Annotated in this window: 25 protein-coding genes; 12 read left to right on the top strand and 13 right to left on the bottom strand. The window is 74.0% G+C overall.

Annotation, left to right across the window (positions count from 1 at the left end; all coding sequences use genetic code 11):
• Positions 1 to 4: 4 nt before the first annotated feature.
• Complete coding sequence (locus tag ABZ444_RS12260; protein WP_357995000.1) at positions 5 to 985, bottom strand: Lrp/AsnC family transcriptional regulator; 981 nt, start codon at positions 983 to 985, stop codon at positions 5 to 7.
• An 85-nt stretch (positions 986 to 1,070) separates the two neighbouring features.
• Between ABZ444_RS12260 and ABZ444_RS12265 the strand changes: the two genes are divergently transcribed.
• Positions 1,071 to 2,450 (top strand): MFS transporter, encoded by a 1,380-nt coding sequence (locus ABZ444_RS12265; protein WP_357995001.1) that lies wholly within the window; start codon positions 1,071 to 1,073, stop codon positions 2,448 to 2,450.
• Here the strand turns inward: ABZ444_RS12265 and ABZ444_RS12270 are convergent.
• The 4 genes from ABZ444_RS12270 to ABZ444_RS12285 all read right to left on the bottom strand — a co-directional run bounded on the left by ABZ444_RS12270 (position 2,442) and on the right by ABZ444_RS12285 (position 10,442).
• Positions 2,442 to 3,632, bottom strand: a complete 1,191-nt coding sequence (locus ABZ444_RS12270; RefSeq protein WP_357995002.1) for a hypothetical protein — start codon at positions 3,630 to 3,632, stop codon at positions 2,442 to 2,444. The two genes, ABZ444_RS12265 and ABZ444_RS12270, sit on opposite strands and share 9 nt — an antisense overlap.
• A gap of 45 nt (positions 3,633 to 3,677) precedes the next feature.
• Positions 3,678 to 6,464 (bottom strand): BTAD domain-containing putative transcriptional regulator, encoded by a 2,787-nt coding sequence (locus tag ABZ444_RS12275; RefSeq protein ID WP_357995003.1) that lies wholly within the window; start codon positions 6,462 to 6,464, stop codon positions 3,678 to 3,680.
• Between the two features lie 173 nt (positions 6,465 to 6,637).
• Positions 6,638 to 9,901, bottom strand: coding sequence for a BTAD domain-containing putative transcriptional regulator (locus ABZ444_RS12280; RefSeq protein ID WP_357995004.1), 3,264 nt, complete (start codon positions 9,899 to 9,901; stop codon positions 6,638 to 6,640).
• Positions 9,902 to 9,974: 73 nt separating this feature from the next.
• The gene (locus ABZ444_RS12285) at positions 9,975 to 10,442 is read right to left on the bottom strand and encodes an ATP-binding protein (protein ID WP_357995005.1); all 468 of its coding nucleotides are present in this window, start codon (positions 10,440 to 10,442) and stop codon (positions 9,975 to 9,977) included.
• Positions 10,443 to 10,637: 195 nt separating this feature from the next.
• Between ABZ444_RS12285 and ABZ444_RS12290 the strand changes: the two genes are divergently transcribed.
• Positions 10,638 to 10,883, top strand: a complete 246-nt coding sequence (locus ABZ444_RS12290; RefSeq protein ID WP_357995006.1) for a hypothetical protein — start codon at positions 10,638 to 10,640, stop codon at positions 10,881 to 10,883.
• A gap of 48 nt (positions 10,884 to 10,931) precedes the next feature.
• Here ABZ444_RS12290 and ABZ444_RS12295 read toward each other — a convergent pair whose 3' ends face one another.
• Both ABZ444_RS12295 and ABZ444_RS12300 read right to left on the bottom strand, forming a co-directional pair.
• Positions 10,932 to 11,615, bottom strand: coding sequence for a DUF2267 domain-containing protein (locus ABZ444_RS12295; RefSeq protein ID WP_357995007.1), 684 nt, complete (start codon positions 11,613 to 11,615; stop codon positions 10,932 to 10,934).
• A 61-nt stretch (positions 11,616 to 11,676) separates the two neighbouring features.
• On the bottom strand, positions 11,677 to 13,956 hold the full coding sequence (locus tag ABZ444_RS12300) for a xanthine dehydrogenase family protein molybdopterin-binding subunit (RefSeq protein ID WP_357995008.1): 2,280 nt from the start codon (positions 13,954 to 13,956) through the stop codon (positions 11,677 to 11,679).
• Positions 13,957 to 14,044: 88 nt separating this feature from the next.
• Between ABZ444_RS12300 and ABZ444_RS12305 the strand changes: the two genes are divergently transcribed.
• On the top strand, positions 14,045 to 14,527 hold the full coding sequence (locus tag ABZ444_RS12305; protein ID WP_357973723.1) for an MSMEG_6728 family protein: 483 nt from the start codon (positions 14,045 to 14,047) through the stop codon (positions 14,525 to 14,527).
• Here ABZ444_RS12305 and ABZ444_RS12310 read toward each other — a convergent pair.
• A complete protein-coding gene (locus tag ABZ444_RS12310) occupies positions 14,516 to 14,770 on the bottom strand; it encodes a hypothetical protein (protein ID WP_357995009.1) in 255 nt (84 codons plus the stop codon). The two genes, ABZ444_RS12305 and ABZ444_RS12310, sit on opposite strands and share 12 nt — an antisense overlap.
• 167 nt (positions 14,771 to 14,937) lie before the next feature.
• Here ABZ444_RS12310 and ABZ444_RS12315 point away from each other — a divergent pair, with 167 nt between their 5' ends.
• The 3 genes from ABZ444_RS12315 to ABZ444_RS12325 all read left to right on the top strand — a co-directional run bounded on the left by ABZ444_RS12315 (position 14,938) and on the right by ABZ444_RS12325 (position 18,294).
• Complete coding sequence (locus tag ABZ444_RS12315; RefSeq protein ID WP_357995010.1) at positions 14,938 to 16,068, top strand: sensor histidine kinase; 1,131 nt, start codon at positions 14,938 to 14,940, stop codon at positions 16,066 to 16,068.
• Positions 16,065 to 16,724: a response regulator transcription factor gene (locus ABZ444_RS12320; protein ID WP_357995011.1), complete on the top strand. Its 660-nt coding sequence runs from the start codon at positions 16,065 to 16,067 to the stop codon at positions 16,722 to 16,724. The genes ABZ444_RS12315 and ABZ444_RS12320 overlap by 4 nt, the downstream gene beginning before the upstream one ends.
• Before the next feature lie 160 nt (positions 16,725 to 16,884).
• Positions 16,885 to 18,294, top strand: coding sequence for an LCP family protein (locus ABZ444_RS12325; RefSeq protein ID WP_357995012.1), 1,410 nt, complete (start codon positions 16,885 to 16,887; stop codon positions 18,292 to 18,294).
• Between the two features lie 26 nt (positions 18,295 to 18,320).
• Here the strand turns inward: ABZ444_RS12325 and ABZ444_RS12330 are convergent, their stop codons facing one another.
• On the bottom strand, positions 18,321 to 18,887 hold the full coding sequence (locus ABZ444_RS12330) for an NAD(P)-binding domain-containing protein (RefSeq protein ID WP_357995013.1): 567 nt from the start codon (positions 18,885 to 18,887) through the stop codon (positions 18,321 to 18,323).
• A gap of 116 nt (positions 18,888 to 19,003) precedes the next feature.
• On the opposite strand from ABZ444_RS12330, the gene ABZ444_RS12335 reads away from it, so the two are divergent.
• Complete coding sequence (locus ABZ444_RS12335; RefSeq protein ID WP_357995014.1) at positions 19,004 to 19,831, top strand: alpha/beta hydrolase; 828 nt, start codon at positions 19,004 to 19,006, stop codon at positions 19,829 to 19,831.
• A gap of 148 nt (positions 19,832 to 19,979) precedes the next feature.
• Here the strand turns inward: ABZ444_RS12335 and ABZ444_RS12340 are convergent, their stop codons facing one another.
• The gene (locus ABZ444_RS12340) at positions 19,980 to 20,150 is read right to left on the bottom strand and encodes a DUF3073 domain-containing protein (protein ID WP_357973744.1); all 171 of its coding nucleotides are present in this window, start codon (positions 20,148 to 20,150) and stop codon (positions 19,980 to 19,982) included.
• A gap of 86 nt (positions 20,151 to 20,236) precedes the next feature.
• Between ABZ444_RS12340 and ABZ444_RS12345 the strand changes: the two genes are divergently transcribed.
• Positions 20,237 to 20,569 (top strand): metalloregulator ArsR/SmtB family transcription factor, encoded by a 333-nt coding sequence (locus tag ABZ444_RS12345; protein WP_090938046.1) that lies wholly within the window; start codon positions 20,237 to 20,239, stop codon positions 20,567 to 20,569.
• On the opposite strand, the gene ABZ444_RS12350 is transcribed toward ABZ444_RS12345, so the two are convergent.
• Positions 20,562 to 21,125, bottom strand: a complete 564-nt coding sequence (locus ABZ444_RS12350; RefSeq protein WP_357995015.1) for a hypothetical protein — start codon at positions 21,123 to 21,125, stop codon at positions 20,562 to 20,564. The genes ABZ444_RS12345 and ABZ444_RS12350 overlap by 8 nt on opposite strands.
• 76 nt (positions 21,126 to 21,201) lie before the next feature.
• Here ABZ444_RS12350 and ABZ444_RS12355 point away from each other — a divergent pair, with 76 nt between their 5' ends.
• Genes ABZ444_RS12355 through ABZ444_RS12365 form a run of 3 tightly spaced genes read left to right on the top strand, consistent with a single transcriptional unit; the run spans position 21,202 to position 23,555 of the window.
• The gene (locus ABZ444_RS12355) at positions 21,202 to 21,714 is read left to right on the top strand and encodes a PadR family transcriptional regulator (protein ID WP_357995016.1); all 513 of its coding nucleotides are present in this window, start codon (positions 21,202 to 21,204) and stop codon (positions 21,712 to 21,714) included.
• Between the two features lie 10 nt (positions 21,715 to 21,724).
• Complete coding sequence (locus ABZ444_RS12360) at positions 21,725 to 22,603, top strand: 1,4-dihydroxy-2-naphthoyl-CoA synthase (RefSeq protein ID WP_352366206.1); 879 nt, start codon at positions 21,725 to 21,727, stop codon at positions 22,601 to 22,603.
• A 34-nt stretch (positions 22,604 to 22,637) separates the two neighbouring features.
• Complete coding sequence (locus ABZ444_RS12365; RefSeq protein ID WP_357995017.1) at positions 22,638 to 23,555, top strand: aminoglycoside phosphotransferase family protein; 918 nt, start codon at positions 22,638 to 22,640, stop codon at positions 23,553 to 23,555.
• Positions 23,556 to 23,815: 260 nt separating this feature from the next.
• Here the strand turns inward: ABZ444_RS12365 and ABZ444_RS12370 are convergent, their stop codons facing one another.
• A complete protein-coding gene (locus ABZ444_RS12370) occupies positions 23,816 to 24,676 on the bottom strand; it encodes an alpha/beta hydrolase (protein WP_357995018.1) in 861 nt (286 codons plus the stop codon).
• A 95-nt stretch (positions 24,677 to 24,771) separates the two neighbouring features.
• Between ABZ444_RS12370 and ABZ444_RS12375 the strand changes: the two genes are divergently transcribed.
• Complete coding sequence (locus ABZ444_RS12375; RefSeq protein WP_357995019.1) at positions 24,772 to 25,293, top strand: CGNR zinc finger domain-containing protein; 522 nt, start codon at positions 24,772 to 24,774, stop codon at positions 25,291 to 25,293.
• Positions 25,294 to 25,329: 36 nt separating this feature from the next.
• On the opposite strand, the gene ABZ444_RS12380 is transcribed toward ABZ444_RS12375, so the two are convergent.
• Complete coding sequence (locus tag ABZ444_RS12380) at positions 25,330 to 26,244, bottom strand: NADP-dependent oxidoreductase (RefSeq protein ID WP_357995252.1); 915 nt, start codon at positions 26,242 to 26,244, stop codon at positions 25,330 to 25,332.
• Positions 26,245 to 26,249: the final 5 nt, after the last annotated feature.

A 26,249-nucleotide genomic window follows, 5' to 3' on the forward strand; every position in this document is an offset into this window, starting at 1 on the left:
GAGGTCAATTCGTCAGCCCGGCGCCCGCCCGCTTGATGGTCCTGATGATCGGTGCGGTCTCGATGTGCCGGATGGCGGGCAGCGCGCCCAGACTGTCGGTGAGGTAGCGGTAGAAGGCGGTGTCGTCGCGGCACACCACGCTGGCCGCGAGGTTCGTCGGGCCCGTGGTCGCCCCGGCGAAGGCGACCTCCGGGTGCTCGGCCAGCGCCCGGCCGGTCGCGTCGAGGTCGGCGGGCGGCACCGACATCCACAGCTGGGCCTCGACCCGGTAGTCCAGCAGCCGGGGCAGCACGTCCATGTCGAAGAACAGGGCGCCGGCCGCGCAGAGCTGTTCCGTCCGCCGCCTGACCGTGGACTCCGACCAGCCGGTCACCGCCGCCAGGTCGGCGTGGCTGGTGCGGCCGTCGCGGGACAGCTCGGTCAGCAGCACGTCGTCGCCGGGGCCGAGCGTCACGTCCTCGCCGGTGTCGCGGGGGCCGTACACCCGGCCGGCCCGCAGGTGGGCGACCTGGTCGGCGGAGAGCGCGGCGAGCCCGGCCCAGCCGATGCGGCCGCCGACGAACATGTGCAGGGTCCGGTGCGCCGACACCGCGAGCACCCGGTTGGTCCTGGCCAGCTTGGTCAGCAGCAGCGGCTCGCGTTCCCGGTCGAGGCGCTGGATGGCGCCGCAGGAGATCTCGGTGCCGCCGGACAGCAGGTGCACCCAGAACGTGTCGGGCCGCCGTCCGAGGGCCTCGGCGATCGAGGCGCCGGCGTCGGGCGTGCAGCGCAACCGGATGGCCCACGACTGGTGGCCGAGCCGCTGCCGGTCCACCACGCCGACGACCCGGACCGTGCCGCTGGAGCGCAGCCGCCGGTAGCGGCGGGCCACCCGCTGGTCGGACACCCCCAGCACCTCGGCGATCCGGCTGAACGAGGCCCGCCCGTCCACCTGCAACGCGTGCAGCAGCCCGCGGTCGACCTCGTCGAGCGTGACGTTTTCCACCAGAGCAGGCTACAGAGCGCGGAAAACCGGCAGAACGGCCTCGCCGGCTAGGGTTATCCCCCGTCCGGGCCGGACTCTTGCCGCCATGACCACGACACTTACCCGTACGAGCTGGTGGCCGCTGGCCGCCGCCTGCCTGGGCGCCTTCATGCTCCTGGTGGACGTGACCATCGTCATGGTGGCCCTGCCCGGCATCACCGCCGACCTGAAGATGTCCTTCACCGGCGCCCAATGGCTCCTGGACGGCTACGCCCTGGCCCTGGCCGCGCTGCTGCTGGCGGCCGGCTCGGTCGCCGACCACGCCGGGCGGCGCAAGGTGTACCTGATCGCCCTCGGCGTGTTCGCGCTCGCCTCCCTGGCCTGCGGCCTCGCGCCCACCGGGGGCCTGCTGCTGGCGGCCCGCGTGCTGCAGGGAGCGGGCGGCGCCGCCATGATGGCCACGACGCTGGCCCTGATCAGCGCCACTTACCACGGCCGCGAGCGCGGCATCGCGTTCGGCGTGTGGGGCGGCGTGAACGGGGCCGCCGCGGCGCTCGCCCCCGTGCTCGGCGGGCTGCTCACCGAGCACCTGCACTGGCGGGCCGTCTTCCTGGTGAACCTGCCCATCAGCCTGGCCGCCGCCTGGATGACCTGGCGCACGGTCGGCGAGTCCCGCCTGCCGGGCGGGGGCCGGCTGGACCGGGCCGGGATGGGCACGTTCACCCTGGCGGCGGGCGCGCTCACGTACGGGCTGATCGAGGCCGGCCCGAACGGCTGGACGTCGGCGCGCACGCTGGTGCCGCTCGCCGCGGCGGTGGTCGCGTTCGCCGCGTTCGTGCTGGTGGAGTCGCGCGGCGCGCATCCCATGGTGGACCTGCGGCTGTTCGCGAACCCGGCGTTCAGCGGGATCATGGCGGGGGCCGGGCTGCTCATGCCGGCAGCGTTCGCCTGCCTGGCCTTCACCTCGCTGTGGTTGCAGCAGGCCGGCGGGCTGGGCCTCGGGCCGGTCCAGGCCGGGCTGGCGCTGACGCCGATGGCCGGCACCTCGCTGGTCGTCTCGGTCGCCGCCGCCCGCCTGCTCCCCCGGCTGACGGCGCGCGCCGCGGTCGGCGGCGGGCTGCTGCTGATCGCTGCGGGCGCGCTCCTGCAGGGCATGCTCGACGAGCACTCCACGTGGACGGCGCTCGCGCCGGGCCTGGTGGTGACCGGGATCGGCGTCGGCCTGGCCATCCCGGCCCTCAGCTCGGCCGCCATGGCGCACGTCCCGCCGCACCGGGCCGGGATGGCGGCGGGCGCGGTCAACACCGTCAGGCAGCTCGGGTACGCCCTCGGCATCGCCGCGTTCGGCATCCTGTTCCAGGACGGCATGACCGGGCCGGGCTCGTTCCCCTCGGCGCTGAACGCCGTCTACCTGGCCGCCGCGGTCACCGGGCTGTTCGCCGGCCTGCTGGTGCTGGCCGCCGTCCGGCCCGCGCGGTCAGCGTGAGCGGGGCAGCGGCTCGCGGGCCAGCCAGGTGAGGGCGGCCAGCAGGTGCACCCGCCACCAGTAGCCGTCGTGGCCGCCGATCCACGCCTCGCACCGGTGGGCCACGCCCGCCCCGGCCAGGCGTGCGGCCAGCGAGCGCGCGCAGTCGAGCAGGGCCGGTTCGAGCGTGCCCGCCGCCAGGTAGCGGGGCACCCGTACGGAGGTGTCGAGGAGCTGCGGCAGCAGGTTGGGGCTGAGGGCGACCGCCGCGGCGATCCTGCCGGGGCACCGGTCGGCGGCGGTCAGCGCGAAACCGGCGCCGTCGGAGAAGCCGGCGCTGATCACGTGGCTCGCCTCGGGGAAGCCGGGCAGGACCTCGCCGATGACGAAGGCCAGGTGCGCCGCGAAGCGCCGCGGGTCGGCGTAGGGCAGGTACTCCCTGGCCCGCCCGTCCGGGTACGGCCCCGGCGCGTCGGCGGCGTGCGGCCCGGCCAGGATCAGCGGCGGCAGCGCGCCGGCCAGGATCGCCGGCTCCAGCACCCGGGCGTACGACTCGGCGGCCTGCCCGTCGGCCAGCAGGCACAGGGGCATCGGGCGGATCGGGCCAGGCGGCCGGTAGACGGTGATCGCGCGGCGCTCCCCCAGGTGGACGCTGCTGATCTCGCGGGTGACGAGCGTGCCGGCGAGCCGGGCGGCCGTCGCGGGGGCCGGGGCGGCGCGGGAGCCGTGCCAGACGCGCTCCACCGGCCGGCCGCCGGGAGGCACCGCGGTGACGCCGATCACGGCCCGGTCCAGGTGCCGTACGCGCAGGGACAGCTCCCACAGGTCGGCCGCACCCTTGACCGGCCACATCGGGAACCGCACGCCCGAGCCGAGCTGCGCGTTCGGCCCCTGCCAGAGCACGTGCAGCACGTCGTCGTCCTCGCCCCAGACGGCCAGCGGCCCGCCGGTCAGCATGGGTCGCAGCTCGGCCAGGGCACGCCGCCGCCACACGCGCGCGAAGTGCACGCCGTCGGGCAGCTCGTGGGCGTAGCGGCGCCTGGCCCGGCGGCGGTTGCCCCGCAGCAGCGCCTGGTTGCGCTGGGCGAGCGTCTCGCGGCCGGCGGCGGCGCGTTCCTCGTCCGTCACGCCGGCCTCGCCGAAGGCGACCTTGTCACCGTGGAACTCGATGGTCTGCACGGCGAGCCGATCACCTGGGGGCATACCTGTACCAAAGCCTGCCGGCCCGCCCGGCGCAAGAATCCCAGGTCAGTGGACGCGGCTCCGGATCAGCCGGTCGAGCAGGCCGTGCACCTGGGCGGGTGACAGGGCGGCGCCCTGGCGCAGGCACTCGGCCAGCTCGGCGGCGGGCAGCGCGTGCCGGATCAGCTGCTCCCGCTCGGCGCCGTCGGCCGGGTCCAGCTCCGGCGGCGAGAAGCCGACCCGGGCCCCGACCGCCTCGACCGCGCCGAGCAGCCGGGCGCCGTCCCGCGGCAGCCCGCCCGCGGTGAGCACCCCGGCCAGGGTGTGGGCCATGACCAACCAGGACGTGACGTCCTTGTCCTCGTCGAGCATGCGCAGGATCGGCAGCCCGGACGCCAGCGGCCGGTCGGTACGGCCGCTCAGCAGGTCGATCTTCATCAGCAGCCAGGTCGAGGAGGCGGTGACGAAGCGGTGTCCCGTCCTGGTGGCCACCTCGATCGACCGGGTCAGCCACCCGGCCGCCTCGCCCGTCTCCCGGGCGAACACCAGCAGCATGCCGAGCACCATCAGCGCCTCGGCGTGCAGCCACTCCATGCCGGCCACCTCGGCCAGGTCGAGCGCGGCACGGGCGTCGGCCAGGGCGTTCGGCGCCCCGCACAGGCCGCCGAACAGCGCGCGGTAGGTGAGGGCGCGCCCCTCGGCGACCAGGTCGTCGGCCAGGCGGGCCATCTCGGCCGCCTCCCTGGCCCGCCGGCTCGCGGCGGCGAAGTCACCGGCCAGGTAGTGCAGGCCGGCCATGCCGATCAGCGCCTGGGAGCGCACGCCGGGCTCGGCGTCGGGGTAGAGCTCCATGGCCGCCGACAGGCTGGCCAGCCCCTCGGCGACGTGGCCCCTGCGGTACCAGAACCACGACAGCAGGCCGGTGAGCCGCAGCGCGTACCCGCCGTCGCCGGCCAGCATCGCCGAGGTGAACGCGGCCCGGTGCTCGGCCTGGTCGGCCAGGAGCACCTCCATCGCGGCGGTCGCGCCCTCGCCGCGGATCCTGGCGTCGGCGGCCTCGGCGCGGCCCAGCACCCAGGCGCGATGCGCGGCCTGGGCCTCGGCCAGCTCGGCCGGGTCCTGCCGGGCGCGGGCGAACTCCTTGATCGTCTCCAGCAGCCGGTAACGGCGCGGCGAGGTGCCGGGCTCGACGGCGACCAGCGACTTGCGCACCAGCGCGCCCAGGCCGCCCAGGACCGGCCGCCCGCACACCGCGGCCGCGGCGTCCAGGTCGAAGCCGGAGGCGAACGCGCCGAGCCGGTGGAACAGCTCGCGCTCGGCGGGTTCGAGCAGGTCGTAGCTCCACTCCACGGTACGGGCGAGCGTGCGGTGCCGTCGCGGGCCGGCGCCGTCGGTGAGCACGCTGAACCTGTCGTCCATCGAGGTGAGGATCTGCTCGACCGACAACATGCGGCACTGCCCGGCGGCCAGCTCGACCGCCAGGGGCAGCCCGTCGAGCCCCAGGCAGAGGCGTTCGGCGTTGGCCCGCTCCGCAGGCGTCGGCTCCCAGCCGGGCGCGGCGGCCCTGGCCCGGCTCAGGAACAGGTCGCGGGCGTCCGCCGTGGACAGCGGCGGCACGTCGTACAGGGCCTCGCCCGGCACGCCGAGCGTCTCGCGGCTGGTGGCGAGCACGCGTACGCCGCCCGCCCCGGCCAGCAGCTCCGACACCGTGTCGCGGACGGCCGCCACGAGGTGCTCGCAGTTGTCGATCACCAGCAGCGGGCTCCGGCCGCGCAGCGCGTACGCCAGGCGTTGCCCGGTGACCGGCCCGGTGAGCCCGAGCACCTGCGCGATGGCCCCGGCCACCAGCGAAGGGTCGGCCAGCCCGGCCAGCTCGACCAGCCACGGCCCGTCGGCGTCGTGCCTGGCCCGCGCGGTCTCCAGCGCCAGCCTGGTCTTGCCGATGCCGCCCGGCCCGCTGAGCGTGACCAGCCGGTGCTCGGCGAGCAGCGCGGCCACCTGCTCGACCTCGGCCGCCCGGCCGACCAGCGCGGTCACGGGGAAGGGCAGGTTGCCGCCGCGTGCCGGCAGCGGCGCGGCGACACCGGGGCGCAGCGCGTCGTCCTGGGCCAGCACCGCCGCCTCCAGCTCGCGCAGCCCTGGCCCCGGGTCGATGCCCAGCTCCTCGGCCAGCACGCGACGGGCGGAGCGCAGCGCGGCCAGCGCGTCGCCCTGGCGGCCCGACCGGTACAGGGCCAGCACCAGCAGCTCCCAGCCGCGCTCGCTCATCGGCTGCTCGGCGGTGAGCTTCTCCAGCTCCGGCAGCACGGCCGCGTGCCGCCCGAGCGCGAGCTGCGCGGCGAACAGGCTCTCCCGCGCCGACAGGAACAACCCCTGGAGCCGCGCGATCTCCGGCACGGCGAAGGCCGCGCCCGCGAACTCCCCGTACGGCTGCCCGCCCCACAACTCCACGGCCTCGCTCAGCACGGCCAGCGCCGAGCTGTGGTCGCCCGACTCCAGCAGGAGCTGCCCTTCCGCGACCTTACGGGCGAACCGCTCGGCGTCCACGGCGTCGGGCTCGACGCGCAGCGTGTAGCCGTTGCCGACGCGGGCCAGCACGCTCTGCGGCGACCGGCTGGTCCGGCCGGGTTCGAGGGCCTTGCGCAGCCTGGTGATGTAGGAGTGCAGGGTGGGCATCGAGGCGGGCTCGCCCTCGTCCCAGGCGGCGTCGAGCACGCGTTCCGCCGAGACCACCTGCCCGCGCGCCGCGACCAGCACGGCGAGCACCGCGCGCTGTCTCGGGCCGCCGAGCGCGACCTCCACCCCGTCGATCTCGGCCACGATGGGCCCCAGCACCTTGACGCGCAGCGCCACTTTCCACCTCGGTTCAGCGGCCCGGGCCGCCCCGGGTCAAGGAAGCTTAAATGAGGTTTGGCACTGATGGCTGCTTTGTTACGACTTGACTGATTCGTCATCTCCCCAGTTCGGAGCCGGATTCCTGGCGATCCGGAGGCCGTCCGGTGCGCAAGTCGATCAGGACGTCCTTGTCATCCGCTGGTGGCCAGTTGCAGGTGTTTGCGGCCGGGCCCCCGGCGGGCCTCGGCCGCCCGGTCGCGCCACCAGGTCAGGCCGTTGCGGGCGGCCAGCCGTTCGAGCTCGGTCAGGTGCCGGACCGCGCTCTCGTGCCGGCCGGTCGCCTCGGCCAGCAGCGCGAGATGCCAGTCCACCGGCCCCACCCAGGCACAGGCCGAAAGGACGGCGATCCGGCCGCCGAAGGGCAGCAGCGCCTCGTAGAGCACGCGGCACTCGTGCACCCGGCCGAGCGCCGCCGCGGCGGCGGCCCGCAGGCACAGGGTGGACGGGCGCGACCGGTCGAGCAGCGGTTGGCCGTTCAGCTTGCGGGCCTCGTCCATGCGGCCCTGGGCGTGCAGGTGCAGGGTGCGCGCGGCCTGGTCGAGGGCGTGGTTCGCGCCGCTCAGGACGTCGATGAGCGGGCCCGCGGCGGCCATCGTGCCCCGGTGGTAGTCCAGGGCCAGGCGGCCGGCTGTCACGGCGCGGGTGGCGTGCCAGATGCCCAGGCCGGTCGCCTGGTCGGCGGCGTCGGCGTACAGGTCGTCCGCCTCGTCGAAGCGGCCGCCGAGCACCAGCCGGCCCGCCCGCCACAGCGTGTGCTGGAAGCGCGGCCAGGGCAGCGGGAGGCGGTCGAGCAGGTCGTCGCAGCGGGCCGCGGCCAGGTCGGCGCCGGTGACGTCGAAGAGCTCCATCCGGTTGTGGGTGTCCATCATGTTCGCGAGCAGCTGGTAGGCCGGCTCGCCGTCCGCCAGCGCGTGCAGCTCGGCGGCCAGGTCCGCCAGCTCGTGCACGTGCAGGGGACGCGGCAGCGACAGGTGCCTGGCGTTGAGCGCGCGCATCAGCAGACGCCGGTCGCCCAGCCGCCGGGCCATGGCCACGGCCTGCGCGGACAGCCCATGGGCCCGCGGGTCGCCGGAGGCGTCGTAGAGCTCCTGGGCCAGCCCGGCCAGGAGCATCGCGCGCTCGGGGCCGTCCGGTTCGGGCAGCTCGCGCAGCGCGTCCTCGAAGCGGCGGACGAGCAGCGGGTCGGCCGAGCCGTACGGGTCGCGCAGCGTCCAGATCGACGGCGTGTCGAACGAGGTCAGCGCCCGGACCCGGAGCGCCGCTCCCCCGTCCCCGATGCGGTCGGCCGCCCGCACGGCCTGGTCCCGGACCCGGCGGGCCCTGGCCGGCTCGCCCGCCGCGAGCAGCGCGCGCACCTGCCGCAGCAGCAGCTCCACGTGCTCGGCCGGGTCGCCGCCGCAGGCGTCGTGCGCGGTCACCGCGTGCCCCAGCCAGGACGCGGACTCGGCGTAGCCCAGGCGCAGCTCGGCCTGCTCGGCCGCGGCCCGCGCCCACCGCACGGCCTCCCCGTACGCCACCGGCCCGGCCTGCACGGCGTGGTGGGCGATCACCTCGACGTCGGTCGCCGGGCGGGCGGACAGGGCGGCGGCGAGGTCGCGGTGCAGCGCGGCCTTGCGCAGCGGCGGCAGGTCCCTGACGAGCGCCTCGCGCACCAGGTCGTGCACGAACGCCAGCCGCCCGCCGGGCCGCGCCGCCAGCAGGCCGCCGCGCTCGGCCCGGTCGAGCGGCCCGTACGCCTCCTCCCCCGCGACCCGGGCCACCACGGCCGGGTCGAACTCCCGTCCGGCCAGCGCCGCGACCGCGAGCACGTCCGTGACCCCGGCGAGCGCGTCCAGCCGCAGCCGGACCAGCTCGGTCACCGCTTCGGGCACCCCGTCCACATCCGGGTTCCGAGCGAGCAGCCTGATGCTCTCGCGCAGGAAGAACGGATTGCCGCCGGTGCGGTCGGCCATCCTGGCGCACGACTCGTCGTCCAGCTCGACGCCGAGGTCGGCCGCGATGGCCCGGACCGCCTCGGGGCCGACGCCGGTCAGGCGCAGCCGCGACAGGTCGTAGCGGACCAGCCGCCCGAGCACGTCGCCGGTCCCGGTGCGGAAGGCCGCGACCAGCGTGACCGCGCCCCCGCGCAGCAGCATGACCAGGTGCCTGAGCAGGTCGAGCGAGGCGGGGTCGGCCCATTGGAGATCGTCCAGGACGATGACGAGCGGCTGGGCGCGCGAGGCCGTGACCAGCCACCGGGCGGCGGCCTGGTTCCGGCGCGACAACAACGCCTCGGCCGGGCCCCCGGCGTCCGGCGGCGCTTCGGGGCAGGCGTCGAGGAGGCCGGACAGGGGCTCGCGGTCCGGCGGCGGGCAGTGCGGCTCCAGCGCCTGGAACACCTGCGTCCACGGCCACAGCGCGGGCGTGCCCTCGGCGTCGTGGCAGCGTCCACGGAGCACGAGCCGGCCGAGCCGCGCGCAGTGCTCGCCGAACGCCTCCAGCAGCCGCGTCTTCCCGATCCCCGGCTCACCGCTGACCTCGGCGACCGCGAGCCCGGCGGGCGCGGCCCGCTCGGCCACCGCCACCAGCTCGGCGAGCTGGGCCGCCCGCCCGTGCGGGATGTCCAGGGGGCGTGGCGCGGCCACCAGCGCCGGGGTGTCGTCCACCGGGGCGAGCGAGCCGGCCTGGCGCAGGATGTCCGACTCCAGCGACCGCAGCTCGGGCCCGGGATCCAGGCCGAGCTCGTCGGACAGCCGCCTGGCCGCCGTGCGCAGCACGGTCAGCGCCTCGGCCTGACGCCCGGTGCGGTACAGGGACAGCGCGAGCAGGCACCACAGGCGCTCGCGCAACGGGTTGGCGACGGTCTCGGCCTCCAGCTCGGTGATCAGCGCCTGGGGGCGGCCCAGGTCGAGCAGCGCGCGAGCCCGCCGCTCGACCGCGACCAGGCGCAGCTCGCGCAGGCGGCTCACCTCGATGATCGCCCACGGCTCGTCCTGGAACTCCTCGTACGGCGCGCCGCGCCACAGCCCGAGCGCCTCCTCCAGGCAGGCCAGCGCCTCCTCGGCCGACCGGAACTCGGCCCGGTTCACCAGCTCGGCGAACCGGAGCGCGTCCACGTCCCCGGCGGCCAGCAGGTAGCCGGGCGGGCGGGCGATCAGTGTCCTCGGCCGGGCGCGCGGCCCTCGGCCCGGCTCGATCGCGCGGCGCAGGTTGGAGACGTAGGAGTGCAGGGTGGGCAGGGCGCTGGGCGGGGGGGCGTCGCCATACAGGTCGTCGATCAGCGTCTCGGCGGGGACCACGGCCCCCTGCGCGACCAGCAGCCGGGCCAGCACGGCCCGCGGACGGGGGCCGCCGAGACCGACCGCGCCCCCGTCGGCGTCGCGGACCTCCAGCGGCCCCAGAACTCGGAATTCCACGTTGTCCCACTCATCGGCTTCGTCCTAATTGATCACAGTATGGTCGGGCCGACTTGAAGGAGACTGGAACCCTCTACGTGCCCGCCCTGATCGGCACGACGTTGCCGGGCCCGCCGCGGCGTGGCAGCGCGAACCAGGTGGCCTTGCCGACCAGGTCGGGGTGGGTCAGGTAACGCTGGGGATGGCAGCCGTAGAAGCCGTCGGAGAGCCGGGCGACGATGCGCAGCCCCCGTCCGTGCTCGGCGGACGGGTCGGGGACCGAGGGGGCGGGCAGGGGCGGGCCGGCGTCCACGACGACGCACATGACCTCCTTGGCGTCCACGTGGAGGAGCAGCTCGTAGGGGCCCTCGCCGTACATGAACGCGTTGGTGACCAGCTCGCTCACCATGAGGACGGCGTCGTCCACGACGTCGTCGTGCAGGTCGAGCCCGGACAGCTCGTCCCGGATGATCGACCGGGCGTGGCCGACGGTCCGGGCGTCCGCGCGCAACGGCCATACGTACTGCATCCGGCTCCGCCGGGCCGACCGCAGCCTGGACATGGCCTCTCCATCCTGGGAAGGGCGGCGACGAATGCTCGTTTCAGTCAACACGAGACCTGCCTCCGAGTTGTCGGACATGCGGCTGTCCAAACCTGTACGCACGCAAGGGCCGTTCGGGTCGAACGTTCTCCGAGAAATCCTGACTTTCTTCGCAGCTCGACATGTCTTCCCAGGTCAGCGGGTACGGACAGGGCCATGAGCAGTCCTGACGAGAGCACCCCCAAGACCGACACCACGCCGGCCCTCGACGCGGCCAGGCGTCGGGCCGAACGTCCGGCCGGACGTCCGGGTGAGCGCCCGGCCGGGCGTCCGGGCGGGGCGGGGAAGATCGTGGCGGAGCACAAGCCGGCCGGGCAGGCGGCGCTGGAACAGGCCCTGTCGCAGGCGGGCAAACACCTGGAGGACCTCACCGGCGAGACGCCCGACCGGCCGCGCGGCTAGGACCGGCCAGGCCCGGGGCGAGCGCCCCGGGACCGGACGGGACCGCGGCTACGGGCGGCCGATGCCGGCGCCCACCTCCTCGATGAGGTCGTCGACCCGCCTGGCCAGCTCCACGTCGAGGGCCGTCACCGCGCCCACGGAGACGGTCCTGACCACGATGGCCAGGCCGCCCTCGGTGTCCTGGAGCTGGGGCTGCCGGCCGTGGGTGACCTTGAGCCGGTCGAGCGCGCGGCGGACGGCCCGCAGGTTCTCCCGCGGCAGGGAGATCTCCCGGCGCAGCGCCGAGCGGTCGCCGCTCCACAGCGGCAGGGTGGCGAGGGCCGCGGCGATCTCGCCGGTGGTGAGCGGGGCGGTGTGCCCCTTGGGGCCGGTGATGCCGCCGCCGCTGTCCGGCGGGTCGAACAGGGGGCGAACCTGCTCGGGGATGTGCAGCCGGGCGATCAGCTCGGGATCCTGCTCGGCGACGGCGGCCAGCACGGCCTGGGCCCTGATCCTGGCCTGCTCGGGCGGACGGCGGCCGAGCAGCGCCGCCTGCCGGACGAAGCCCTCCTCGGTGCCGTCGTTGCGCGGATGGTCCATGGGGAAGTCGTCGGTCAGCTCGGGCGGCAGGGCGTCGATGAGCTCGCGCCGGTCGTCGTCGTCGAGCGTGCGGGCGAGCGTGGTCAGCGTGGCCTCCGCCGCCGCTCTGGCCGGGCCGGCGCCCAGGCCCGTCATGCGGCCGATGGACGCCAAGAGTGCACGATATTCCATGATTCGTCCCCCGATCCGAACCTTCAGGCTCCCCGTGCCCAGGTCAGGGGTGTCGACACCTCCACACGACCTGCGGGGTGAGGGGCACGTCGGTGAGGCGTCCGGCCAGCTCGGGCATGGCGGCGGCGACCGCGTTGCCGATGGCGGCGGGAGGGCCGATCGTGCCCGCCTCGCCCGCCCCCTTCATGCCGCCCGGCGTGAGCGGTGAGGGGGTCTCCAGCAGCACGACCTCGATGTCGGGCACCTCGCGGGTGGTCGGCAGCAGGTACTCGGCGAGCGGCTGCCCCTCCTCGGTGTGGACGATCTCCTCGGTCAGCGCCATGCCGATGCTCTGCGCGACCCCACCGCGGATCTGGCCCTCTACCAGGGACGGGTTGACCAGCGTCCCGGCGTCGTTGACCACCCAGTAGCGCTCCACCTCGACCGCGCCGGTCTCGGGGTCCACCGCGACGGCGGCGGCGTGCGCGCCGTAGGCGAAGGTGTAGGCGGCCGGATCGTAGCTGACCCGCTCCTCCAGGCCCGGCGTGACGCCTTCCGGCAGGTCCCAGGCCCGCCAGGCGGACGTGGCCAGCTCCCGCAGCGACACCGACGCCCGCGGGTCGCCCTTGACGCGCACGGACTCCTCGGCGATCTCCAGGTCGCCGGGCGCCGCCTCCAGCCGGTGGGCGGCGATGGCCAGCAGCTTGTCCCGCAGCCGGGCGGCGGCCTGGACGAGCGCCCCGCCGCCGACCGCGAGCGACCGGCTGGCGATCGACCCGATCGACGAGTACGGCGTCGCCGCCGTGTCCCCCAGCACCACCCGCACCCGCTCGATCGGCACCCCCATCCGGTCGGCCGCCACCTGGGCCAGCGCGGTCTCGATGCCCTGCCCGATCGAGACCACCCCGGACGACACCACCACCGACGCGTCCGGCTCCATCCGCAGCACCGCCGTCTCGTAGCCGCCCGCCTGGATGCCCGACGCCTTCATCTCCATCGACGGGCCCAGGCCGGTGGTCTCGACGTGGCAGGAGTAGCCGACGCCGCGCCGGCGGCCGTCGTCCACGCCGGTGACCGGGGTGACCAGGTCGCGCAGGGTGCGCAGGGCCCGGGGGTAGTCGCCGGAGTCGTACTGCTGGTACACCCGGCTCGTGCACGGCAACTCGTCCGGCGCCAGCATGTTGCGCAGCCGCAGCTCGACCGGGTCGAGGCCGAGCCGCCGGGCGGCCTCGTCGATCAGCCGCTCCCTGGTCCAGGTGCACTCGGGCTGCCCGAAGCCGCGGTAGGAGCCGGTCGGGGTGGTGTTGGTGACCACCCCGCGCACGCGTACGCCCACCCGCTCGAACCGGTACGGACCCGGCAACAGGGTGGCCGAGACCGCGAAGGGCGAGATGCCCACGTTCGAGGGATGGGCGCCGAGGTCGCCGAGGATGTCGGCGTCCAGGGCGACGAACCGGCCCGCGCCGTCGAGCGCCAGCCTGGCCCGGTGGACGGCGGCCCGCGCGGGCAGGGTCGCCGCCAGCCGGTCGCCGGGCGACTCGGTCCAGCTCACCGGGCGGCCCGTCCGCATCGCGGCCAGGCAGACGAGCGCCTCGTCGGGGTAGACGTGCTCCTTGCCGCCGAACCCGCCGCCGGTGTCCCGGCTGATCACGCGTACCCGGTCGTGGGCGAGCCCGAACGCGTCGGCCAGGTGCTCGCGCACGTGGTGCGGGGCCTGGGAGGAGATGTGCACGATCAGCTCGTCGTCGGCGTAGGAGGCCACGACGCCGCGCGGCTCGATGGGATGCGGCGAGATCCGGCCCATCCTGAACGTCATCTCGACGACGTGCTCGGCGGACTCGACGAACTCCGCGCAGTCGGCGTCGCCGAGCAGGAAGTCGGTGACCAGGTTCGTGCCCCACTCGGGGTAGAGCAGCGGCGCGTCCGCATCGAGGGCACGTTCCGCGCCGACGGTCGCGGGCGACTGGTCGAGCTCCAGGTCCAGCAGGTCCGCGGCGTCCCGGGCGGCGGCGGGATCGCCGGCCACGACGACGGCGAGCGGCTGGCCGGCGTACCTGATCGTGTCGTCGAGCACCCGGTAGGAGACCAGCCGCTGGCCGGGGGCGAGGGTGACGCAGGGCAGCCGCAGCCCCGCGGCGTCGGCGGGGGTGATGACGTCGAGCACCCCCTCGACCGTCCAGGCCGCCTTGGCGTCGCAGCCGAGGAGCCGTCCGTGCGCGACGGGGCTGCGCACCACCACCGCGTACGCCATGCCAGGCAGGCGTACGTTGCCGACGTATCTCCCCTTTCCGGTCAGCAGTCTGGCGTCTTCCCTGCGAGGCGTCCGCGCGCCGACATAGCCCATGGGCCGATTGTGCGCGTCGCGAGGCGTGCGGTCCATATACGATCTCGCCGGGCGGCAGGCAGGAAAGACCAGGTCAGCGAGGGTATCGATGCAGACTTTTCTTCCATATCCGGATTTCACGGCCAGTGCCGGGGTCCTGGATGCGCTGCGGCTGGGCAAGCAGCGGGTGGAGGCCCTGCAGGTGTTGCGCGCCCTGACCGTCCCCGGCTACGGCTGGCGCCACCACCCCGCCGTCAAGATGTGGGCCGGCTACGAGGAGGCCCTCGTGCGCTACGGGCTCGACGTGTGCGACCGCTGGTGCTCGACCGGCCGGGCCGACACCTGCGCGGCCACGATGTCCGTCGAGCTGGGCCGCGCCTGCGGCACCCCCGTCATCCGCACCCAGCACGAGCTGGCGGCGGCCGGCGAGCTGCCGCCCTGGCTCGGCGACGACGCCTTCCACCGCAGCCACCGCTCCGCCCTGCTGCGCAAGGACCCCGGCCACTACCGCCCGCTCTTCGGCGACGAGCCCGACGACCTCGAATACGTCTGGCCCGCCTCCGGCCGCCCGCCCGCCTGCCTACCGGCCTGACCTCCCGCCGGCGCCGACGCGTGTACCGGTGAGAAGGGCCTCTGCGTGCCGCGTCGCCGTGGCGGCGACGTCCGCGTCGGTGACCCGGTAGGGCGGCAGGGCGGCGAGCAAGACCGCCATGCGGGCCATGCCGAAGTCGTCGGCGAGATGCGCGTAGACCTGGGCCACCTGGCCCGTGGCGTCCTGCGGCCGGACGGGCGTGACGTAGCGGAACCGGCCTGCGGCCGTCGGCGTCGTGTTCATGGTCGCCATGGTGGGGCGCGGGCAGGGCCGGAGTCGTCCTGCCCGGGACGACTTCCCGCGGCTACGGCGCGGGGCGCAGAGGCGGGCGGCGTACGACGGCGGGAGTAGTGCCCCATTCCGCCCACGTGAGGACGATTATCGACACATCAGGCTCTACTGTGCTTGGCATGAGCTTGCGATGGCACCCCGCCGTCATGGACGTGGCGCTCGCGGCGGTGGTGGCCGTGCTGCTGACGGCGACCGTGGTGGCCACGCCGGAGGCGGGGCCCGCGGACTACGCCGCCGTGCTCGCCGGGTCGTTCGCGCTCGTCGCCTGGCGGCGGGCGCCGATCCCGGCGCTGCTGGTCACCACGCTGTGCATGCTGGTCTACTCCGCGCACGCGCAGCCCGGCCCGCCGGCCGCCTTCCCCGTGATGGTGACCGTGTTCGCCACGGTCAGAGCCGGTCACCGGGCGCTCGCGGCGGTGGCGGGCGCGGTGTTCCTGGGCGGGACCCTGGCGGTCAACCTGGCCACCCCCGACGGGCAGACCGCGCAGGAGATCGTGCAGAAGACGACGCTGCTGCTCGGCTGGTTCCTGGCGGCCGGGGTGACCGCGACCGTGACCCGGCACCGGCAGGCGTACCTCGTGCAGGTCGAACAGCGGGCCGCCGAGGCCGAGCGGACCCGCGAGGAGGCGGCGCTGCGCCGGGCGGGCGAGGAACGGCTGCGCATCGCCAGGGAGCTGCACGACTCGCTCACCCACACCATCTCGGTCATCAAGGTGCAGGCGGGCGTGGCCGTGCACCTCGCGCGCAAGCGCGGCGAGGAGGTGCCGGCGGCGCTGCTGGCCATCCAGGAGGCCAGCGGCGAGGCCATGCGCGAGCTGCGCGCCACGCTGGAGGTGCTGCGCGAGGACGACGACGCCCCCGCGGCCAGCGGCCTCGACCGGCTCACCCACCTGGTCGAACGGGCCCGCTCGACCGGCGTCCCGGCCACGGTGACGGTCACCGGCGACCGCCGCGACCTGCCGGCCGAGGTCGACCGGGCGGCCTACCGGATCGTCCAGGAGGCGCTGACCAACGTCTCCAAGCACGCCGGGCCCGCCACCGCCTCGGTACGCGTCGACTACGGCAAGGAGGAACTGATCGTGCAGGTGGACGACGACGGCCGCGCGAACGGCGGCCCCTGCGACCCCGGCGTGGGCCTGCTGGGCATGCGCGAGCGGGTCACGGCGCTCGGCGGGCGGCTGGCGACCGGGCCGCGTCCCGAGGGCGGGTTCACCGTACGCGCCGAACTGCCGCTGCAGGAGGCCCGGTGATCCGCGTGCTGCTGGTGGACGACCAGGCCCTGATCCGCGGCGGCTTCCGCGCCCTGCTGGAGGCCGAGGACGACATCGAGGTCGTCGCCGAGGCCGCCAACGGGGAGCAGGCGGTCGCCCTCGCCCTGGAACACCGCCCCGACGTGGCGCTCGTGGACGTGCAGATGCCCGTCATGGACGGCATCGAGGCCACCAGGCGGATCGCCGCCGACGACCGCCTGGCCGAGGTCCACGTGGTGATCCTGACCAACTACGGCCTGGACGAGTACGTCTTCCACGCCCTGCGCGCCGGCGCGAGCGGCTTCCTGGTCAAGGACACCGAGCCGGCGGACCTGCTCCAGGGCGTCAGGGTGGCCGCCCGCGGCGACGCCCTGCTCTCCCCCGCCATCACCCGCCGCCTGATCGGCGAGTACGTCGCCCGCCGCCCCGAACCCGAACCCCAGGGCCTGGACGTGCTCACCAACCGCGAACGCGAGGTGACCGCCCTGGTCGCCCGCGGCATGTCCAACGACGAGATCGCCGCCCAGATGGTGATCAGCCCGACCACCGCCAAGACGCACGTCAGCCGGGCGATGACCAAGCTGCACGCCCGCGACCGCGCACAACTCGTGGTCTTCGCCTACGAGTCCGGCCTGGTGACGCCGCGCGAGCGCTAGCCCGGGACCGGCCGGATGGTCTTGACCGTCAAGGATCGCGGTCCCTCCGCACAGCCGTCCCGGCCCGGAGTACACTCGGCACGTTCAACGGCCGAGACTTGTACGGCGAGGCTCTTGGCCCGGGGCGGTGGCCCCTCGGCCCCCGTCCCTCTGGAGTCACGTGAGCAGCGGGCTTGTCGATGCTCCGCCCTCCAGCGACCCCGGCGCTCCCAAGCGGCGCCGCCGCCGCTGGCTACGCTGGGTGATCGCGATCGCGGTCACCGTCGTCCTCCTGGTCGCCGGCGTGGCCGTCGGCGTCACCGCCAAACTCAGCGGCAACCTCAAGCGCTCCACGGTCACCAAGGAGGACCTCGGCGAGACGCGGCCGCCCAAGGTCGCCAACTCGGCGATGAACGTCCTGATCGTGGGCTCCGACCAGCGCGACGGCAAGAACGCCAGGTACGGCCGCCGCATCGCGGGCGAGCGCACCGACACGATCATGCTGGCGCACGTGTCGTCCAAGCGGGACAACGCCATGGTGATCAGCTTCCCGCGCGACTCGCTGGTCCAGCTGCCCGCCTGCCGGGCCACGGGCGGCCTGCCCGGCCAGCAGCCGCACCTGGGCATGATCAACGAGTCGTTCAACTCGGGGGGCATCGCCTGCACCTGGAAGACGATCGAGTCGCTCACCCGCATCCACATCGACCACTTCGTGAAGGTCGACTTCACCGGCTTCAAGAGCATGGTCAACGCCGTGGGCGGCGTCGAGGTCTGCCTGCCCTCGCCGGTGAACGACAAGAAGGCCCTGCTCCACCTGCCCGCCGGGCGGCAGACGCTCAACGGCGAGCAGGCGCTCGGCTACGTCCGCGCCCGCTACAGCCTCGGCGACGGCTCCGACATCGGGCGCATCCAGCGGCAGCAGATGTTCATCGCCTCGATGCTCAAGAAGGTGATGAGCGGCGACACGCTCGCCGACCCGTCCAAGCTGTTCGGCTTCCTCGACGCCGGCACCCGGTCGGTGACCGTCGACGACGACCTGTCGGTGGGCGTCATGAAGGATCTCGCCACCAGCCTCCAGGGCCTCAACACCGGGCAGATCCGGTTCATCACCACGCCCTGGCACTACTCGCTGACCCAGCCGGGCCGGGTCGAGTGGGTGCAGCCGCAGGCGGGCCGGCTGTTCCAGATCGTCGCCAAGGACCAGAGCGTCCAGGGCGTCAAGGGCGGGCAGGCCAAGGTGGGGCGGTCGAAGATCCAGATCGAGCTGCGCAACGGCACCTACCGCGGCGGCCTCGGCACGCAGGTGGCCGCCTTCCTGGAACAGCGCGGCTACCACATCAGCAAGATCGGCGACACGGCCAGGAAGCCCCAGCCGAAGACCACGCTGCTCTACGGCCCCAACGCCGAGACGCGGGTGCCCACGCTCACCAACGACCTGCTCGCCGCCACGTCCAAGCTGGTCGCCGGCGCCCGGACGAACCACCTGGTACTGGTGATCGGCGACGACTGGAAGGGGCTCAAGCCGCTGCGCGCCGACGACACCGAGGCGATCAAGGGCTTCGACGCCACCCACGACACCTGCGCGGCCTGACCCGGCTCGGCCCGGCTCGGCCCGGCTCACAGGGCGTCGGCGAGGCCGCCCCCGTCGATGGCGGTGAACCCGGCGTCCTCGATGAGCGGCACCACGGCCTTCTTGGCGGACTCGTCGTCGCCCCAGTAGGGCATGTCGGCCCGCGGGCCGCCCCGCTGGCCGGCCGTGCCCAGGTCCAGCAGCTCGTTGGGGTACTTGGTGTTGAACGTGCGCACCAGCCGCACCTCGCGGCCGAGCACGTGCTGCTGGTACTGCGGGCTGGTGAGCCCGTCCGGCACGGCCACCACCGCCTCGGCGCCGTCGAGCCGGGTGATCGGGTTGCTGGGGTCGATGACGATCTTGCCGCCCAGCGCCGCGCCCAGCTCCTCGACCACGGTCGGGAACGCCTCCCACCACACCGCCATGACGACGACCTCGCCGAAGCGCGCCGCCTCGATCGGCGAGCCACCGCCCGCCTGCCCCTCGGCGGCGGCCGCGGCCTCCTCGGCGAGGGCCAGCCGGGCGTCGCTGAAGAGCACGTCGTGACCGGCCGCCGCGAGCAGCCGGCCGAGCGGCGCGCCGAGCCGGCCCGAACCCACGATTCCTACGCGCATGTCTCGATCTCCTTGTCGGCCCGATCGCCACCTGCCCATCGGCCTTCCCCGCATGCCTGGCTTTGCGCCTGCGCAGCGAGACCTTTGCCCCCTGGTGATCCCTACACTCGTCGTTCATGAACGATCCCGACGTCCACGAGCTGCGCAGGGGCAGTGCCGAGCGGGCGCACCTGCGTGCGCGGGGGCCCGAGCTGCCGCAGGTGACCGACCTGACCGGGCCGCGCGGGCTGCCGCTGCGGCACTACCGGCCCGCGCCGGAGCGGCGGCCGCTGGTGGTGTACGTGCACGGCGGCGCGTGGGTGTTCTGCGGCCTGGACACGCACGACCGGATCTGCCGCCTGCTGGCCCGCGAGTGCGGGGTGGAGGTGCTGGCCGTGGACTACCGGCTGGCGCCCGAGCACCCGTACCCGGCGGCCGTCGAGGACGTCGTGGACGTGCTGCGCGAGGCCCGTCCGGTCGCGGTGGCCGGGGACAGCGCGGGCGGCTACCTGGCCACGATGGCCTGCCTGGAGCTGCGGGACGCGGGCGACCCGTCGCCCGCCGCCCAGATCCTGATCTGCCCCAACACCGACCTCACGCTCTCCCGGCCCAGCGTGCGGGAGAAGGGCACCGGTCACGGCCTCGACGCGAGCTTCCTCGCCTGGGCGGTGCGGCAGTGGGCGCCCGATCCGGCGCGGCGCGCCGACCCGAGGCTGAGCCCGCTGCTCGTGCCCGACCTGAGCGGGATGCCCGCCACGCTGGTGGTCACCGCCGAGCACGACGCCCTCAGGGACGAGGGCGAGGCGTACGCCCGCCGGCTGGCCGAGGCGGGCGTGCCGGTCACGTGCCGCCGGGAGCCCGGCCTCACGCACGGTTTCCAGCAGAACACCGACCCGGCGTCGCAGGCCGCCACCGGCCGCCTGCTCGCCGACGCGCGCCGCCTGCTCGAAGCGGTGACGGGCTAGCCCGCCGGCCACGGCGGCCCGGCCCGCGCCCCGCGGCACGCCGCCGGGCGGGCACGGGAACACCGCCTGGAGCTCGTGGCGACCGGTCAGGTGCCGGAGGCCAGGCGGCCCGAGAACGTCGCGGACGCCCCCGCGAAACCGGCGCGCGTCATTGCGCGCGCTCGGACTCCTGCTCGGACGCCGTAGACGGGTACATCTCCTCGCGCGGCGTGTCCGCGCCCAGCTCCTCGCGCAGCCGGTCGTAGTCGATGTTGTGGTTGGCGTACTTCAGCTGGCGAGCGACCTTCGTCTGCTTCGCCTTGGCTCTTCCTCGGCCCATGGCTACTCCCTAGTCCCCGCTGTCATGCTATCCAACAACATGGTGACTTGAAGAATTATGCAACTGCGCTCGATTAGTCTTGCAATATGCACGTGGAGGTCCACCAGGCCAAGGCCGACTTCTTCAGGACGCTCGGCCACCCCGCTCGCATCAGAGTGTTGGAGCTACTCCAGGAAGGTCCACTGCCCGTCAGGGACCTGCTGGCCCAGATCGACATCGAGGCGTCGAGCCTCTCACAGCAGCTGGCGGTCCTGCGCAGGGCCGGGATCGTGAGCGCAATCCGCGAAGGCAGCACGGTGGTCTACACCCTGGCCACTCCCGAGCTGGCAGACCTGCTCGGAGCCGCCCGCCGCATCCTCACCGACATGCTGGCCGACCAGGGGGAGCTCCTGGCCGAGCTGCGCGCGGAGGTCACCTAGCGGCGGCCTCGGCGCGGCGCCTGACCACCTTCGGGTAGCGGGCGGTGAAGACGGCGGGGACGACGAACGAGAGCACCTTGATCGCGATGACGACCGTGGTGGCGTGGGGGGCCGCGGCCAGCACGAACGTCAGCGAGACGGCGGCGAGCGTGAACGCCACCGCCCACACCGTCGTGATCACCACGTTGACGCGGCGGAACGCCGGGGTCTCCCAGATCTCCTTCGGCGCCATCGTGCGCGCGATGCCCAGCGTGAACGGCTTGCCGATGGCCAGCGAGCCCCAGGCGGTGCCGGCCAGCCAGACGTTGACCAGCGCGGGCCCGTACGGCGTGAGCGGCGAGTGCGGGGCCGCCAGGGAGAGCACCGTGAGCAGGGCGAAGAAGGCGGCGGCGCTCGTCTCGATCACGATCTCGTCCCAGGCCCGGCCGGACCGGCGGTCGATGGCCACGAGGGCGAGGGCGATCACGAGGCCGGTGATGGCGCCCCAGCGCCACTCGTCGCCGGTGGCGATGACCGCGTAGACGACCCAGGGGAGGAAACCGAGCAGACCGCGCATCGCGCAACTCCTTTGACATTCCTAAGTAGACATGTCGAATGTAGAACCTCCTGTGGAGATATGTCAATATAGGAATATGAGCTTGAGACACGCCGTGCTTGGTCTGCTCGCCGAGGGGCCGGCCAGTGGCTACGACCTGCTGAAGACCTTCGACGTCTCATTGTCCAACGTCTGGCCGGCCACGCAGAGCCAGCTCTACGCCGAGCTCGGCAAGCTGGCCGACGCCGGTCTCGTGAGCGTCGCGGCCGAGGGCCCCCGTGGCCGCAAGGAGTACGCGATCACCCAGGAGGGCCGGGCCGAGCTGCGCCGCTGGATCACCGACGTCGAGCCGGTCAGGGTCGGGCGCAGCGACATGCTGCTGCGCGTGTTCTTCCTCGGCCAGGTCGATCCCGAGCAGGCCCGCGCGTACCTGCGCCGCCAGGCCGAGATGGTGGGCAAGCAGCTGGAGCACATGGAGGCCATCAAGGGCTTCGTCGAAGGCGGCCAGGACAACCTGTCGGTCTACGGCCGGCTCGCCCTGGAGTACGGCCTGCGGCTCGGCGCCGTCCAGAAGGCGTGGGCCGAGTGGGCCGAGGAACAGATCCGTTAGGCTCGCCCCCATGGTCTCCGAGCTGTTCGATCCGAAGATGTGGCAGGTCGTCGAGGGCTTCGACTTCACCGACATCACCTACCACCGGGCCCTCGACCAGGGCACGGTGCGGGTCGCGTTCAATCGGCCCGAAGTGCGCAACGCCTTCAGGCCCCAGACGGTCGACGAGCTCTACCGGGCGCTCGACCACGCCAGGCAGGCCACCGACGTCGGCTGTGTGCTGCTCACGGGCAACGGCCCCTCCCCCAAGGACGGCGGATGGGCCTTCTGCTCCGGCGGCGACCAGCGCATCAGGGGCAAAGACGGCTACCAGTACGCCGACGGCACCCCCGCCACCGGGCGCCTGCACATCCTGGAGGTGCAGCGCCTGATCCGCTTCATGCCCAAGATCGTGATCTGCGTGGTGCCCGGCTGGGCCGCGGGCGGCGGGCACAGCCTCCACGTCGTGGCCGACCTCACCCTGGCCAGCGCCGAGCACGCCCGCTTCAAGCAGACCGACGCCGACGTGGCCAGCTTCGACGGCGGCTTCGGCTCGGCCTACCTGGCGCGGCAGGTCGGGCAGAAGTTCGCCCGCGAGATCTTCTTCCTGGGCGACACCTACAGCGCGGCCGACGCCCACCGCATGGGCATGGTCAACGCCGTCGTCCCGCACGCGGAGCTGGAGGCCACGGCGCTGGAGTGGGCGCGCAAGGTCAACGGCAAGTCGCCCACCGCGCAGCGCATGCTGAAGTTCGCCTTCAACATGATCGACGACGGGCTCGTCGGGCAGCAGGTGTTCGCGGGCGAGGCGACGCGGCTGGCGTACATGACGGACGAGGCGGCCGAGGGGCGCGACTCCTTCCTGGAGAAGCGGGCGCCCGACTGGTCGCCTTTCCCCTGGCACTTCTAGCCGCGGGCGCCCCTGCCGGAGGCAGACTGGGGCGATGAGGATCATGGTTCCCGAGGCGTTGACCGCATCGCATGTGAAGATCGACGGCGAGCGGGGGCGGGCCTGGTCGGCCGGCCTGCCCGCGCTGGCCGAGCGTTACCTGGAGGAGTGGGGGCTGCGGCTGGACGAGGGCCGCCCCATGCACGGCGTGGTCTCCCTCGTGCTGCCCGTCGTACGGCAGGACGGCACCAGGGCGGCGCTCAAGCTCCAGCCCGTCACCGACGAGAACGCCACCGAGGCGCCCGGCCTGCGCACGTGGGCCGGGAAGGGGTCGGTGCTGCTGCTGGACGACGACCCCGAGACCGGCACCCTGCTGCTGGAACGCCTCGACTCCGACCGCCCGCTGTCGGCCGTGCCGGACGACAGCGAGGCGCTGAGGATCCTGACCGAGTTGCTGGGCCGGTTGACCGCCTTCCCGGCCCCGCCGGGGCTGCGCCGGTTGGGCGACATCGCCGCGCAGATGCTGGCCGACGTCGACCGCGCGACGGCCGCGCTGCCCCGCGAGCAGGACAGGTACTGGCTGCGCTGGTGCGCCGACGCGGTCGCCGAACTCGTCGCCGAGCCGGGCGACCGGCTGCTGCACTGGGACCTGCACTACGACAACGTGCTGGCCGCCGAGCGGGAGCCGTGGCTGGCCATCGACCCCAAGCCGCTGGCCGGCGACCCCGGCTTCGACCTGTGGCCCGCCCTGGACAACCGCTGGGACGCCGTCGTCGCCACCGGCGACCCGATCAAGGGCGTGCTGCGGCGGTTCGACCTGATGGTGGATGGATTGGGCCTCGACCCGGCCAGGGCGGCCGGCTGGACCCTCGGCCGGATCCTGCAGAACGCCCTCTGGGACGTCGAGGACGGCGAGCACGAGCTCAACGAGATCGCCCTGGTGATCGCCGAGGCCATGCGCCACCGGCAGTGACGGGTCACCACCAGTAGGCGGGATATTCATGGCCCGGCAACGCCCTTCCGAGCCCCCCGCGGCGATCACCACGACGCTCGCGACGAGGACCGGGTCGAGCAGGTACACCGGGTCGGGGACGGTGAGCCCGATCAGCGCCGCCGTGGCCCCGGCGCGCGGCGGGAGCCCAGGGATCGGTGCGCGTGGACGGCCGCGGCGGACAAGCCGGTGCGGGCCGTGGTGTTCCCGCGGCGGCGGGGCTGGGCCATCGGAGGCTCCCGTCAGTCGGAGAGGCGGCGGAGGAAGTCGCGGACCAGGGCCGCGATCTGCGGGCCGCGCGTCTCCAGGGCGAAGTGGCCCGCGTCCAGGAGCTGGATCTGCACGCGCTTGGTGTCCCGGTCGAAGGCGAGGGCTCCGTCGGGGCCGAAGATCTCGTCGTGCCGCCCCCACACGGCCAGCACCGGCGTCTGGTTGGCACGCAGGTACTCCTGCCACTCCGGGTACCGGCCCAGGTTGCGGCCGTAGTCCACGAAGAGGGCGAGCTGGACGGCGTGGTTGCCGGGCCGGTCGAGCCGGGCCTGGTCGAGGACCGCCTTGTCCGGGTTGACCAGGCCGGCGTCACGGACGCCGTGCGTGTACTGCCAGTGGGTGGCCTCGGGCGTGAGCAGGCCGAGCAGCGCGGAGGTGTTCTCCTCGGAGGGGTCGGCCCACGCCTTGCGCAGCGGCTCCCAGAAGGGCGTCAGACCCTCCTCGTACGCGTTGCCGTTCTGGGTGACGATGCCGGTGACGCGTTCCGGATGGCGGACGGCGAGGCGGAAGCCGACCGGGGCGCCGTAGTCGTGCACGTAGAGGGCGTACTTGGTGAGGCCGAGGGTGTCGAGGAGTTGGTCGACGACGTCGGCCAGGTGGTCGAAGGTGTAGTCCCACTCGTCGGCGGCGGGGGCCGAGCTGTGGCCGAATCCGGGGTAGTCGGGCGCGATCAGGTGGAACTCGTCGGCCAGCTCGGCGATCAGCTCCTGGTAGGCCACCGACGAGGTCGGGAACCCGTGCAGCAGCACCAGCGTGGGCGCCGAGGGATCGCCCGCCTCCCGGTAGAACACGTCGAGGCCGTCGATCACAGCGGTGCGGTACTGAACAGACATGTCAACACTTCCCTAACCAGCTAAATCCCTTTTGCTGGTTAAGTGATAGCATGGCGAGAGTTAACCAGTCAAATTGCTTTGAGGGGTTAGAGGCAGTGAGGATACGGCCGCTCCGCGACGAGCCCTTGGCTCTGGACCTGGTGGACACCGTGTGGGTGGACCAGGGCGCTCTCTTGGACCAGTTCGACGACCTTGAAGGCGTGCGCGCCTGGCTCGGCGACCACGGCCTGCCGGGCGAGGACGATCTGGAACGGGTGCGCGACCGCCTCGTCCTGGCACGGGACGCGCTGCGCGGGCTGCTCGAAGGAGGCGGGCACGACCGGCTCAACGCGGTGCTCGACGAGGGCGCGACCAGACCGCAGGTGGGCGACGACGGGCCGCGCGACACGGTCGTGGTGAGCGATCCGGCCTGGGCGGCGGCCTGGACGGCGGCCGCCGCCGTCGTCCCCCTGCTGCGCGAACGTCCCGAACGGCTGCGCAAGTGCGCGAACCCGGCCTGCGTCCTGTGGTTCCTCGACGTGAGCAAGAACGGCAGCCGCAGGTGGTGCTCGATGGAGGTGTGCGGCAACCGCGCGAAGGCGGGCCGGTTCAACCAGCGCCACAAGAACGCCGGCTGAACCGGCCCGCCCGGAATGCGAGGGGGCCGGGAGGGCTCAGTCCGTCACCAGGACGACCTTCCCCCGGCCGTGGCCGGTCTCGATCTCGCGGTGGGCGTCGGCGGCCTCCTCCAGCCGGTACGTCCGCCGCACCGGGAAGGCGAAGCGGCCCTCGGCGTACAGGGCGGCGTACCGGCCGAGCCGTTCGGCCGTGCGCTCGCCCTGGACGAGCTTGACGCCCAGCTCGGCCGCCCGGCCGTGCTCGACCAGCGTGACGATGCGCCCGCGGTCGGCGACCAGGTCGAGCGAGACCTCCAGGGCGTGGCCGCCGGCGCCGTCGAGTGCCGCGTGCACGCCGCCGGGGGCGAGCGCGCGCACCCGGCCGACGAGGCCGTCACCGTAGGCGACCGGGATCGCGCCGAGGTCGCGCAGGTGGTCGTGGTTGACCTCGCGGGCGGTGCCGATCACCGTGGCGCCGCGCATGCGGGCGATCTGCACGGCCGCCGTGCCCACGGACCCGGCCGCGCCGTGCACGAGCAGGGTCTCGCCGGCGCCGACCGCCAGGGCGTCGAGGGCCAGCTCGGCCGTCTGCACGCCGGAGGTCAGCCCGCCGGCCACCTCCCAGGGCGTCCCGGCGGGCTTGGGAGCCACGTCGGCCGCCGGGACCACGATGTACTCGGCGTAGGCGAACAGGCGCGAGAACCCCAGCACCTCGTCCCCCGCCGACACCCCGGCGACCCCGTCGCCCACCTGGTCGACCACACCGGCGAACTCGTTGCCCGGGATGCGCGGCCAGGGCACCTCCTCCATGTACGGCGGCAGCCACCCCGCCCGTACGGCCGCGTCGAACGGCTGCACGCCGGCCGCCCGCACGCGGACGCGCACCTGTCCCTGGCCCGCCTGCGGCGCGGGCACCTCCATCACCTTCAGCACCTCGGGGCCGCCCGGCTCGGCGAACGCCGCCGCCCTCATCACGT

The sequence above is a fragment of the Nonomuraea sp. NPDC005730 genome, assembly GCF_040630865.1.
Lineage (GTDB): Bacteria > Actinomycetota > Actinomycetes > Streptosporangiales > Streptosporangiaceae > Nonomuraea.

Coding starts and splice junctions, on each gene's coding strand:
- ABZ444_RS12380 (WP_357995252.1), bottom strand. CDS start 26,244: ATGAGGGCGGCGGCGTTCGCCGAGCCGGGCGGCCCCGAGGTGCTGAAG.
- ABZ444_RS12340 (WP_357973744.1), bottom strand. CDS start 20,150: ATGGGCCGAGGAAGAGCCAAGGCGAAGCAGACGAAGGTCGCTCGCCAG.
- ABZ444_RS12335 (WP_357995014.1), top strand. CDS start 19,004: ATGAACGATCCCGACGTCCACGAGCTGCGCAGGGGCAGTGCCGAGCGG.
- ABZ444_RS12330 (WP_357995013.1), bottom strand. CDS start 18,887: ATGCGCGTAGGAATCGTGGGTTCGGGCCGGCTCGGCGCGCCGCTCGGC.
- ABZ444_RS12315 (WP_357995010.1), top strand. CDS start 14,938: ATGAGCTTGCGATGGCACCCCGCCGTCATGGACGTGGCGCTCGCGGCG.
- ABZ444_RS12310 (WP_357995009.1), bottom strand. CDS start 14,770: ATGAACACGACGCCGACGGCCGCAGGCCGGTTCCGCTACGTCACGCCC.
- ABZ444_RS12355 (WP_357995016.1), top strand. CDS start 21,202: ATGAGCTTGAGACACGCCGTGCTTGGTCTGCTCGCCGAGGGGCCGGCC.
- ABZ444_RS12290 (WP_357995006.1), top strand. CDS start 10,638: ATGAGCAGTCCTGACGAGAGCACCCCCAAGACCGACACCACGCCGGCC.
- ABZ444_RS12370 (WP_357995018.1), bottom strand. CDS start 24,676: ATGTCTGTTCAGTACCGCACCGCTGTGATCGACGGCCTCGACGTGTTC.
- ABZ444_RS12350 (WP_357995015.1), bottom strand. CDS start 21,125: ATGCGCGGTCTGCTCGGTTTCCTCCCCTGGGTCGTCTACGCGGTCATC.
- ABZ444_RS12360 (WP_352366206.1), top strand. CDS start 21,725: ATGGTCTCCGAGCTGTTCGATCCGAAGATGTGGCAGGTCGTCGAGGGC.
- ABZ444_RS12270 (WP_357995002.1), bottom strand. CDS start 3,632: ATGCCCCCAGGTGATCGGCTCGCCGTGCAGACCATCGAGTTCCACGGT.
- ABZ444_RS12365 (WP_357995017.1), top strand. CDS start 22,638: ATGAGGATCATGGTTCCCGAGGCGTTGACCGCATCGCATGTGAAGATC.
- ABZ444_RS12265 (WP_357995001.1), top strand. CDS start 1,071: ATGACCACGACACTTACCCGTACGAGCTGGTGGCCGCTGGCCGCCGCC.
- ABZ444_RS12305 (WP_357973723.1), top strand. CDS start 14,045: ATGCAGACTTTTCTTCCATATCCGGATTTCACGGCCAGTGCCGGGGTC.
- ABZ444_RS12285 (WP_357995005.1), bottom strand. CDS start 10,442: ATGTCCAGGCTGCGGTCGGCCCGGCGGAGCCGGATGCAGTACGTATGG.
- ABZ444_RS12345 (WP_090938046.1), top strand. CDS start 20,237: ATGCACGTGGAGGTCCACCAGGCCAAGGCCGACTTCTTCAGGACGCTC.
- ABZ444_RS12300 (WP_357995008.1), bottom strand. CDS start 13,956: ATGGGCTATGTCGGCGCGCGGACGCCTCGCAGGGAAGACGCCAGACTG.